The following is a 10739-nucleotide window of genomic DNA, read 5'->3' as shown; positions in this document are numbered from 1 at the left end:
ACCATCATCAGTTGTGAAGTAGTGATTCACGACTTCAAGGCGCTTTTCAAAAGGGTATTTTGGCTTTGACATATTAGGGGCTATTCCATTTCATCGTCCAACAAAATGGGTGCAGTACAGGGTTGATAGAAATATCTCCTGGGGCTTCATCTTTCCAGACCTCAGAGTAAACCTGAAACCGGAAAGCTTCAGGCACCCGCCGTTATCTTACCCTTCCTCAACAAAATAGCTGTTTATTTATACAGTGAGTCCTGTTTCGGACTTCTCACTCCTCATTTAATCAACTGAAGCTGAACCCGTTTTTTTCTGCATGACTCAATCGTCAAAATTCTTCGCCACCAGTCAGCACTGCCATAACTTGTCACATTGCAAAAGTAGCCAAATTGCTTCAGGCACCATCAGTTCACCATCACCAAAAAAAAGAAACATTCCAGAACTTCCGCATCTCGCCCAGCCGCTCCGACTTCTATACTGAATAGAAAACGCCAACATAAGAGAAACCTATGCCATTACCCGATTTTCATGTTTCTGAACCTTTTACCCTCGGTATTGAACTGGAAATGCAGGTGGTTAATCCGCCGGGCTATGACTTAAGCCAGGACTCTTCAATGCTGATTGACGCGGTTAAAAATAAGATCACGGCCGGAGAGGTAAAGCACGATATCACCGAAAGTATGCTGGAGCTGGCGACGGATGTTTGCCGTGATATCAACCAGGCTGCCGGGCAGTTTTCAGCGATGCAGAAAGTCGTATTGCAGGCAGCCACAGACCATCATCTGGAAATTTGCGGCGGTGGCACGCACCCGTTTCAGAAATGGCAGCGTCAGGAGGTATGCGATAACGAACGTTATCAACGCACGCTGGAAAACTTTGGTTATCTCATTCAGCAGGCGACCGTTTTTGGTCAGCATGTCCATGTTGGCTGCGCCAGTGGCGATGACGCCATTTATTTGCTGCACGGCTTGTCACGATTTGTGCCGCACTTTATCGCCCTTTCCGCCGCGTCGCCATATATGCAGGGAACGGATACGCGTTTTGCCTCCTCACGACCGAATATTTTTTCCGCCTTTCCTGATAATGGCCCGATGCCGTGGGTCAGTAACTGGCAACAATTTGAAGCCCTATTTCGCTGTTTGAGTTACACCACGATGATCGACAGCATTAAAGATCTGCACTGGGATATTCGCCCCAGTCCTCATTTTGGCACGGTGGAGGTTCGGGTGATGGATACCCCGTTAACCCTTAGCCACGCGGTAAATATGGCGGGATTAATTCAGGCCACCGCCCACTGGTTACTGACGGAACGCCCGTTCAAACATCAGGAGAAAGATTACCTGCTGTATAAATTCAACCGTTTCCAGGCCTGTCGCTATGGGCTGGAAGGCGTCATTACCGATCCGCACACTGGTGATCGTCGACCGCTAACGGAAGATACCTTGCGATTGCTGGAAAAAATCGCCCCTTCCGCACATAAAATTGGCGCATCGAGCGCAATTGAAGCACTGCATCGCCAGGTCGTCAGCGGTCTGAATGAAGCGCAGCTGATGCGCGATTTCGTCGCCGATGGCGGCTCGCTGATTGGGCTGGTGAAAAAGCATTGTGAGATCTGGGCCGGTGACTAAGTCGGGAATTGCCTTACAGAAGAATATCCCTGACAATGGTGTTTTAACTTACATTTAACAATGTTATGAAACACCCTTTAGAAACCTTGACCACCGCAGCAGGCATTTTGCTGATGGCTTTCCTCTCTTGCCTGCTGCTTCCCGCCCCCGCATTGGGGCTGACGCTGGCACAAAAACTGGTGAGCACGTTCCATCTGATGGATCTTAGTCAGCTTTACACTTTATTGTTTTGTCTGTGGTTTTTAGTGCTGGGCGCTATTGAGTATTTTGTTCTGCGCTTTATCTGGCGACGCTGGTTCTCGCTGGCGGATTAAACGTCGATTATCGCCGTACTTCGCGGCATACTTTGCTTATTCTCCTTCGCCTAAAGGAACGTTTATGGATAAGCAATCACTGCACGAAACGGCGAAACGCCTGGCCCTTGAGTTACCCTTTGTCGAGCTTTGCTGGCCTTTTGGCCCGGAGTTCGATGTTTTTAAAATTGGCGGCAAGATTTTTATGCTGTCGTCGGAGCTACGCGGCGTCCCCTTTATCAATCTGAAGTCCGATCCACAAAAATCCCTGTTAAATCAGCAAATATACCCAAGCATTAAGCCAGGGTATCACATGAATAAAAAGCACTGGATTTCGGTGTATCCCGGCGAGGAAATCTCCGAAGCGTTACTTCGCGATCTGATCAACGATTCGTGGAATCTGGTGGTTGATGGTCTGGCTAAACGCGATCAAAAAAGAGTGCGTCCAGGCTAAAGCGGAAATCTATAGCGCATTTTTCTCGCTTACCATTTCTCGTTGAACCTTGTAATCTGCTGGCACGCAAAATTACTTTCACATGGAGTCTTTATGGATATCATTTCTGTCGCCTTAAAGCGTCATTCCACTAAGGCATTTGATGCCAGTAAAAAACTTACCCCGGAACAGGCCGAGCAGATCAAAACTCTCCTGCAATACAGCCCATCCAGCACCAACTCCCAGCCGTGGCATTTTATTGTTGCCAGCACGGAAGAAGGTAAAGCGCGTGTTGCCAAATCCGCTGCCGGTAATTATGTGTTCAACGAACGTAAAATACTTGATGCCTCGCACGTCGTGGTGTTCTGTGCAAAAACCGCGATGGACGATGCCTGGCTGAAGCTGGTTGTTGACCAGGAAGATGCTGATGGCCGCTTTGCCACGCCGGAAGCGAAAGCCGCGAACGATAAAGGTCGCAAGTTCTTCGCTGATATGCACCGTAAAGATCTGCATGATGATGCAGAGTGGATGGCAAAACAGGTTTATCTCAACGTCGGTAACTTCCTGCTCGGCGTGGCGGCGCTGGGTCTGGACGCGGTACCCATCGAAGGTTTTGACGCCGCCATCCTCGATGCAGAATTTGGTCTGAAAGAGAAAGGCTACACCAGTCTGGTGGTTGTTCCGGTAGGTCATCACAGCGTTGAAGATTTTAACGCTACGCTGCCGAAATCACGTCTGCCGCAAAACATCACCTTAACCGAAGTGTAATTCTCTCTTGCCGGGCATCTGCCCGGCTATTTCCCCTCAGATTCTCCTGATTTGCATAACCCTGTTTCAGCCGTCATCATAGGCTGCTGTTGTATAAAGGAGACGTTATGCAGGATTTAATATCCCAGGTTGAAGATTTAGCGGGTATTGAGATCGATCACACCACCTCGATGGTGATGATTTTCGGTATTATTTTTCTGACCGCCGTCGTGGTGCATATTATTTTGCATTGGGTGGTACTGCGGACCTTCGAAAAACGTGCCATCGCCAGTTCACGGCTTTGGTTGCAAATCATTACCCAGAATAAACTCTTCCACCGTTTAGCTTTTACCCTGCAGGGGATTATCGTCAATATTCAGGCGGTATTCTGGCTGCAAAAAGGCACCGAAGCGGCAGATATTCTGACTACCTGCGCGCAGTTGTGGATCATGATGTATGCGCTGCTTTCAGTCTTCTCGTTGCTGGATGTTATTTTGAATCTGGCGCAGAAATTCCCGGCAGCATCCCAGTTACCGCTGAAAGGGATATTTCAGGGGATTAAACTGATCGGCGCGATTCTGGTCGGCATTTTGATGATCTCGCTGCTGATTGGTCAGTCGCCAGCGATTCTGATCAGCGGTCTTGGTGCAATGGCTGCCGTGCTGATGTTGGTATTTAAAGATCCGATTCTTGGTCTGGTGGCAGGTATTCAGCTTTCCGCGAACGATATGCTGAAACTGGGCGATTGGCTGGAGATGCCGAAATACGGCGCGGATGGCGCGGTGATCGATATTGGGTTAACCACCGTCAAGGTGCGTAACTGGGACAATACCATTACCACTATTCCCACCTGGTCTCTGGTTTCTGACTCCTTTAAAAACTGGAGCGGGATGTCAGCATCCGGCGGGCGACGTATTAAGCGCAGTATCAGTATTGATGTCACCAGTATTCGTTTTCTTGATGAAGACGAAATGCAACGTCTGAATAAAGCGCATTTGTTAAAGCCTTATTTAACCAGCCGCCATCAGGAAATTAATGAGTGGAATCGCCAGCAAGGTTCTACGGAGTCGGTATTAAACCTGCGCCGAATGACCAATATTGGAACCTTTCGTGCCTATCTGAACGAATATCTGCGTAACCATCCGCGGATTCGTAAAGATATGACTTTAATGGTACGCCAACTGGCTCCAGGTGATAACGGTTTACCGCTCGAGATCTATGCGTTTACCAACACCGTGGTGTGGCTGGAATATGAAAGCATTCAGGCTGATATATTCGATCACATATTTGCGATTGTCGAAGAGTTTGGTCTGCGACTTCATCAGTCGCCAACCGGCAATGATATTCGCTCTCTGGCGGGTGCATTTAAGCAGTAATTAAAAAAACCGCTCTCATCGAATGGATGAGAGCGGACATCGTTTTGTCGGATGTAGCGTCAATGCCTTATTTCCGACGCAGCGTTTTAAATGCCACAAACAGGAATACAATCCACACCGGCAGCAGGATCGCTGACAAGCGCATATCATCCATCGTGCACATCAGCAGCAAAATCATGCCGAGGAAGGCGATGCAAAGATAGTTGCCGAACGGATAAAGCAGCGCCTTAAACTGTGTTTCACGCCCCTGACGTCGCATCGCTGCACGAAAACGCAGATGCGCCAGACAGATCATAATCCAGTTCAACAGCAGCGTTGCTACCACCAGCGCCATCAGCAGACCAAACGCTTTTTGCGGCAGCAGATAGTTGATTAACACCACCAGCGAAGTGATCGCTCCGGAAAGCATCAGCGAGTTAATCGGCACACCGCGACGGCTGACGCGAGTCAAAAACTTCGGCGCATTACCCTGCACAGAAAGGCCAAACAGCATGCGGCTGTTAGAGTAAACCCCGCTGTTATACACTGACAGCGATGCTACCAGAATGACGAAGTTCAGCGCAGAAGCTACCACGTTGCTGTCGAGATTATGGAAAATCATCACAAACGGGCTACTGTTGGATTTCACTTCCACCCACGGATAGAGCGCCAGTAAAACCACCAGTGAACCGATGTAAAACAGCAGGATGCGATACACCACCTGATTTACCGCTTTTGGAATGCTTTTTTCCGGATCGCGCGCTTCAGCGGCAGTAATCCCAATCAGCTCCAGACCGCCGAAGGAGAACATAATTACCGCCAGCGACAAAATCAGCCCATTCCAGCCGGTGGCGAAGAAACCACCGTAGCGCCAGAGGTTGTCGATACTGGCTTTCTCGCCGCCGTGACCAGAAAACAGCAGCCACAGGCCAAAGCCGATCATACCGATGATCGCCAGCACTTTAATCAGCGCAAACCAGAACTCGGTTTCGCCATATAAGCGCACGTTCACCAGGTTAACGGCGTTGATGATAATAAAGAAGGCGGCAGCCCAAATCCACGTTGGAACATCCGGGAACCAGTACTGCATATAGATGCCCGCAGCGGTCAGCTCTGCCATTCCCACCAGCACGAACATTACCCAGTAGTTCCAGCCAGAGAGGAAGCCCGCAAACGGTCCCCAGTATTTATAGGCAAAGTGGGCAAATGAACCGGATACCGGCTCCTCAACCACCATTTCGCCAAGCTGGCGCATAATCAGGAAAGCGATGATCCCGGCGACGCCGTAGCCCAGCAATACAGCCGGACCCGCCATCTGAATCGCCGGGCCAATGCCAAGAAACAGACCAGTACCAATTGCGCCACCCAACGCAATCAGTTGAATATGACGGTTATGTAATCCGCGATGAAGCGTCGGCTCTTGATTCGACGCAGTATCTTCCGATACGGTTGACGCGTTTTTCACGCCTTTCCCCTGTGTGTCTTTTTTGTTGAGGGGCACCTTTTAACATTTAGTGCCCATCGTCGCAAGACACAATCCACACGGTTAAACGGGGTATCCTGCTTTTATTTCCGTACCCGATGTCGGTGCAGCCACATCAGCTTATACGCCGCCGGGATAATAAACAGCGACAGCAAAGGTGCGGTGATCATGCCGCCAATCATCGGCGCGGCAATCCGGCTCATCACCTCTGAACCAGCCCCCGTTCCCCACAGAATCGGCAGCAGACCGGCGATAATCACCGCCACCGTCATCGCTTTCGGGCGCACGCGCAGGACCGCGCCGTGATATAACGCCTCATCCAGCTTCTGCTCGCTGAATGTTTGTGGATTATTCAACGACGGCACGGCCTCTATGGCGTGACGTAAATACATCAGCATCACCACGCCAAATTCGGCGGCGACCCCGGCGAGGGCGATAAAGCCAGTGCCCGTCGCCACGGAAAGATGAAAGCCCATCCACCACAGCAACCAGATGCCGCCCACCAGCGCAAACGGTACGCTGCTGATAATCAGCAACGCTTCGCCCACCCGACGGAACGCCAGATACAACAGCACGAAGATAATCATCAACGTCATCGGCACCATGAGTTTAAGCTTATGGTTGGCGCGCTCCAGTAGCTCGAACTGCCCGGAGAATGCCACGCTGGTGCCCGGTTTTAACTGCACTTTTTCAGCTATCGCTTTTTGCAAATCGTGAACCACCGACACCATGTCACGATCGCGGGCATCGATATAAATCCAGCTCGTCGGGCGCGCATTCTCGGTTTTCAGCATCGACGGTCCGGTAGAGACTTTAATGTCGGCCACGTCTGCCAGGGTGATTTGCTGCTTCATCGGCGTCAGGATCGGCAGCTGGCGCAGTGCCTGCGGACTATCGCGCCAGCTTTGCGGATAACGCAGATTAATTGGATAACGGGCAATCCCTTCCACCGTTTCGCCAACCATCGCCCCGCCCACCGCAGAAGTCACAAACAACTGCACATCCGCCACCGTCATACCGTAACGTGCGGCTTTTTCACGGTTAATCTCAACGTTGATATAGCGCCCACCTTCCAGCCGCTCGGCAAGCGCAGAAGCTACGCCTGGCACCGTTCGCGCTACTTCTTCAATTTGCTCAGCCATCGCGTCGATATCCGCCAGCACAGTGCCGGAAACTTTAATGCCGATGGGGCTTTTAATGCCGGTTGAGAGCATATCGATACGGTTACGAATTGGCGGCACCCACAGATTCGCCAGCCCCGGCAGCCGCACGGTGTTATCCAGTTCCTCAATGATTTTGTCCATCGTCATGCCTGGCCGCCACTGCTCCTGCGGCTTAAGCTGGATGGTCGTTTCTACCATCTCCAGCGGAGCAGTATCGGTGGCGGTTTCCGCTTTCCCGGTTTTGCCAAATACCCGCGCCACTTCAGGTACGCTCATAATTAGCTTGTCGGTTTTTTGCAGCATACTCGCCGCCTCTGCTGCGGAAATCCCCGGCAGCGTCGATGGCATATACAACAAGTCGCCTTCATTGATCTGCGGTAAAAAGTCCCCGCCAACTTTATTGAGCGGCCAGAGAACCGTCAGCACCGAAAGCGCCGCCACCAGCAGCGTGGTTTTCGGCCAGTGCAGTACTTTCAGCAACAGCGGATGATAAACACGAATCAAAAAGCGATTGAGCGGGTTACTGCTTTCCGGCGGAATTTTGCCACGGATCCAGTAGCCCATCAGGATCGGGATCACTACGATCGCCAGCAGCGCCGCACCCGCCATCGCATACGTTTTGGTGAACGCCAACGGGCCAAACAGACGCCCTTCCTGCCCTTCCAGGGTGAAGATCGGGATAAACGACAACGTGATAATCAGCAGACTGATAAATAGCGCCGGCCCCACTTCAACAGACGCATCGGTGATCACCTGCCAGCGCGTTTTATTATCCAGCGTGGCGTCAGGATGCTGGTGCTGCCACTCTTCCAGCCGTTTATGCGCATTCTCGATCATGACGATAGCAGCATCGACCATCGCCCCGACGGCAATCGCAATGCCACCCAACGACATAATATTGGCATTCAGTTCCTGGAAGTGCATGACAATAAAAGCAATACACAACCCCAGCGGCAACGAAATAATCGCCACCAGCGCCGAGCGCACATGCCAGAGAAACAGCGCACAGACTACCGCCACCACAATAAACTCTTCCAGCAACTTGCCGCTGAGGTTGTCGATGGCGCGGTCAATGAGCTGGCTGCGATCGTATGTTGTAACTATCTCCACGCCTTCCGGCAGACTACTTTTCAGCGTTTCCAGTTTGTCCTTCACGGCGGCGATCACTTCTCGGGCGTTTTTGCCGGATCGCAGGATCACCACCCCGCCCGCCACTTCGCCTTCGCCGTTTAGTTCGGCAATGCCCCGGCGCATCTCCGGGCCAATCTGGACCTTCGCAACATCGCGCAGATAAACGGGCACGCCATTTTCACTGGCTTTTAAAACGATGTGATTAAAGTCGTCGAGCGTTTGCAGATAGCCGCTGGCGCGCACCATATATTCCGCTTCCGCCAGTTCGATCGACGAACCGCCCGCTTCCTGGTTTGAAGCATCCAGCGCGCTTTTTACTTCGGCGAGACTGATGCCATACTGCGCCAGGCGCTGGGGATCGATAACCACCTGATACTCTTTCACCACACCGCCCACCGACGCCACTTCCGCAACGTCAGGGATGGTTTTCAGCTCATATTTGAGAAACCAGTCCTGTAATGAGCGTAAATCGGCCAGATCGTGCTTACCGCTGCGATCCACCAGTGCATATTCATAGATCCAGCCAACACCCGTGGCATCTGACCCCAGCTCGGCGCTGACTCCCGCAGGCAGCTTACCCTGTACCTGGTTGAGGTACTCCAGCACCCGCGAACGCGCCCAGTACGGATCGGTGCCATCTTCGAAAATGACATACACATAAGAGTCGCCAAACTGTGAGAAACCGCGCACAGTCTTCGCGCCAGGCACCGACAACATGGTGGTGGTTAGCGGATAAGTCACCTGATTTTCAACGATTTGTGGTGCCTGACCGGGATAGCTGGTTTTAATAATAACCTGCACATCGGAGAGATCCGGCAGCGCATCCACTGGCGTATTAATGATGGTCCAGGTGCCCCAGATGCTCAGAAACAACGCGCCTATCAGCACCAAAAAACGGTTCGCCACCGAGCGACGAATAATCCATTCAATCATTGGTTATTCCCTCAATGCGCATGGGTAGCACTTTCAGAGCGCATCCGCTCCAGTGCGCCAGAAATATTGGCTTCGGAATCAATCAGGAACAGGCCGCTGGAAACCACCTTTTCACCTTCCGCCAGACCAGAGCGTAATGCGGTGACGCCTTGCGATGCCTGGAAAACAGTAACGCGTTTCGGTACAAAGCGCCCGTCGGCATCAACGGTAATCACCCGCTGTTCGCTGCCGGTATCAATCAGCGCTTGTGACGGAATGAGCAGCATCGGTTCGCTGGCGGTGTTGAGTTGCAACCAGGCGTTCATGCCCGGTTTTAGCGCCTCGTCGGCGTTGTCGACTTCCAGACGCAGCTGCAGCGTGCGGGTCGCGGCATCCACGCCAGGTAGCAGCGTCCATTTGCGGATGGTGAGTGTTTTATCCGGTCGCGCCGGAACGGTGAGGGTAAACTGCGAGGCATCTTTCACCAGCCAGGCGATAGACTCCGGGATCGCAGCAGTGACCCACACCGGGTCCATACCCTGAATTTTCGCTACCACGTTATCTTTGGCGATATTCATTCCCGCGCGCAGATCAAACGCGGTGATCACGCCATCAATGGGCGCTTTGAGCGTAAAGCGAGTCTGGATTTTTTGCGTGGCGATCAGGCGGCGAATATCCGCCTCCGGCATTCCCGCCAGTCGCAGCCGCTCAAGAATGCCTTCAGTCTGGGTCGCCGTACCGCCGGTTTCGCGCAGCAGTAAATACTCACTCTGCGCTTCCACCCAGTCAGGAATGGTCAGGTCGAGAAGCGGTGTGCCCTTTTGTACTTTATCGCCCACGGTAAGCGGATACACCTTGTCGATAAACCCGGCAGCGCGAGCCTGCACAATGGCATACTGATACTCGTTGTAACTGACATTCGCCGGGAAACTCTGGGCAAAAGTCAGCGGTCCGCGCGTGACGGTAGCCGTTTTCACCCCCAGATTCTGCGTCTGAGTCGGGTCAATGCGCACACCAAACGCAGAACTCTCTTCATCGGCATATTTCGGCACCAGATCCATATCCATAAACGGCGATTTACCTGGTTTATCGAACCGCGTATTGGGATACATTGGGTCGTACCAGAATAAGATTTTACGTTCTGCGGTCGACGTTTTTTCTGCAGGCGGTTCCGCCTTTGCAACCCAGGTAAAACCTGCCGCAGAAATAATACCGCCCGCGATCATGCTGCCGATAATAAGCGCGATTTTTTTCATCTCATTAAACCTGGGTTACTGGCTGACTTTAATATCCTGTAATAAAGAAAGGTTGCCCTGCTGGACAAAATTAAACGCCACTTTGTCGCCGGTTTTAATTTCACTCATTTTCGTCTGCGGGGTGATGGTAAAGCGCATGGTCATCTCCGGCCAGTTCACGGCAGCAATCGGATCGTGATGGATGGTGATTTTTTTGCTTTCCAGATCAATACCCTTTACCACGCCGGTGATGCTGCCAACTTACTGATTTAGTGTATGATGGTGTTTTTGAGGTGCTCCAGTGGCTTCTGTTTCTATCAGCTGTCCCTCCTGTTCAGCTACTGACGGGGTGGTGCGTAACGGCA

General features: G+C 51.9%; 9 protein-coding genes and 2 pseudogenes. 7 read left to right on the top strand and 4 right to left on the bottom strand.

Annotation, left to right across the window (positions count from 1 at the left end; translation table 11 throughout):
- Window positions 1–70 precede the first annotated feature (70 nt).
- From K0778_RS28680 to ybdG, 6 genes and pseudogenes are all read left to right on the top strand, one after another.
- Window positions 71–288, top strand: a pseudogene (locus tag K0778_RS28680) (hypothetical protein).
- 215 nt (window positions 289–503) lie between these two features.
- A complete protein-coding gene (locus K0778_RS23640; protein WP_001130654.1) occupies window positions 504–1622 on the top strand; it encodes a YbdK family carboxylate-amine ligase in 1119 nt (372 codons plus the stop codon).
- Window positions 1623–1687: 65 nt separating this feature from the next.
- Window positions 1688–1936 carry a DUF1158 domain-containing protein gene (locus tag K0778_RS23635; RefSeq protein ID WP_000682514.1) on the top strand — a complete coding sequence of 83 codons (249 nt, stop codon included), beginning with the start codon at window positions 1688–1690 and terminating at the stop codon, window positions 1934–1936.
- A gap of 64 nt (window positions 1937–2000) precedes the next feature.
- A complete protein-coding gene (locus tag K0778_RS23630; RefSeq protein ID WP_000360951.1) occupies window positions 2001–2369 on the top strand; it encodes an MmcQ/YjbR family DNA-binding protein in 369 nt (122 codons plus the stop codon).
- Between the two features lie 93 nt (window positions 2370–2462).
- Window positions 2463–3116, top strand: coding sequence for an oxygen-insensitive NAD(P)H nitroreductase (gene nfsB, locus K0778_RS23625; RefSeq protein ID WP_000351464.1), 654 nt, complete (start codon window positions 2463–2465; stop codon window positions 3114–3116).
- A gap of 107 nt (window positions 3117–3223) precedes the next feature.
- Window positions 3224–4471: a mechanosensitive ion channel YbdG gene (ybdG, locus tag K0778_RS23620; protein ID WP_001153148.1), complete on the top strand. Its 1248-nt coding sequence runs from the start codon at window positions 3224–3226 to the stop codon at window positions 4469–4471.
- Between the two features lie 67 nt (window positions 4472–4538).
- Here the strand turns inward: ybdG and pheP are convergent, their stop codons facing one another.
- From pheP to cusF, 4 genes and pseudogenes are all read right to left on the bottom strand, one after another.
- Window positions 4539–5915, bottom strand: a complete 1377-nt coding sequence (gene pheP / locus K0778_RS23615; RefSeq protein WP_000786320.1) for a phenylalanine transporter — start codon at window positions 5913–5915, stop codon at window positions 4539–4541.
- 101 nt (window positions 5916–6016) lie between these two features.
- Window positions 6017–9160: a Cu(+)/Ag(+) efflux RND transporter permease subunit CusA gene (cusA, locus tag K0778_RS23610; protein WP_063084431.1), complete on the bottom strand. Its 3144-nt coding sequence runs from the start codon at window positions 9158–9160 to the stop codon at window positions 6017–6019.
- Between the two features lie 11 nt (window positions 9161–9171).
- Window positions 9172–10395: a Cu(+)/Ag(+) efflux RND transporter periplasmic adaptor subunit CusB gene (gene cusB / locus K0778_RS23605; RefSeq protein ID WP_063084430.1), complete on the bottom strand. Its 1224-nt coding sequence runs from the start codon at window positions 10393–10395 to the stop codon at window positions 9172–9174.
- A 15-nt stretch (window positions 10396–10410) separates the two neighbouring features.
- Window positions 10411–10629: pseudogene (gene cusF / locus K0778_RS23600) on the bottom strand (Cu(+)/Ag(+) efflux RND transporter periplasmic metallochaperone CusF); the annotation flags it as partial.
- A 46-nt stretch (window positions 10630–10675) separates the two neighbouring features.
- On the opposite strand from cusF, the gene K0778_RS23595 reads away from it, so the two are divergent.
- Window positions 10676–10739: IS1 family transposase (locus tag K0778_RS23595; protein WP_001676991.1), on the top strand; the 64-nt coding region annotated here is incomplete at its 3' end.

It is taken from the genome of Escherichia sp. XD33, assembly GCF_019375075.1.
Classification (GTDB): Bacteria; Pseudomonadota; Gammaproteobacteria; order Enterobacterales; family Enterobacteriaceae; genus Enterobacter; species Enterobacter flexneri_A.
The sequence above is the reverse complement of the archived record's forward strand: the minus strand, read 5'-3'. Positions and strand labels throughout refer to the sequence as shown.